The 382-nt window shown below is 66.8% G+C and carries 1 protein-coding gene; it reads left to right on the top strand.

Going from position 1 to position 382, the window contains the following annotated elements; translation table 11 throughout:
* The coding region (locus tag VTU_RS29800; protein ID WP_040893982.1) for a SwmB domain-containing protein at window positions 1-382 on the top strand (382 nt) is incomplete at both ends.

A 382-nucleotide genomic window follows, 5' to 3' on the forward strand; every position in this document is an offset into this window, starting at 1 on the left:
AGCTGAGCTACACCCGGCCCCCGACCGGCGACAACGTGATACAGGACGCTGCCGGCAACGACGCGGCCAGCTTCACGGACCAGGCCGTAAGCAACCTGGTCCCGGACACCACGGCCCCGGTGCTCGCCATCGCCACGGTCCGCGGCGACAAACTGGATCTGACCTACACCGACGTGGGCAAGCTGGATACCGATGCCGGGAAGATCGTAGCCGCCTCGGCCTTTGCGGTAAGCAGCGTGGGCAATGCTGCCATCAGCGTGAGCAACGTCAGTGTCATGGACAAGACCGTCACGCTGACGCTGAGCCGCGCCGTGGCCGGCGGCGAGACGGTCAAGCTGAGCTACACCCGGCCCCCGACCGGCGACAACGTGATACAGGACGC

Source organism: Verminephrobacter aporrectodeae subsp. tuberculatae At4 (assembly GCF_000193225.1).
Classification (GTDB): Bacteria; Pseudomonadota; Gammaproteobacteria; order Burkholderiales; family Burkholderiaceae_C; genus Acidovorax; species Acidovorax aporrectodeae.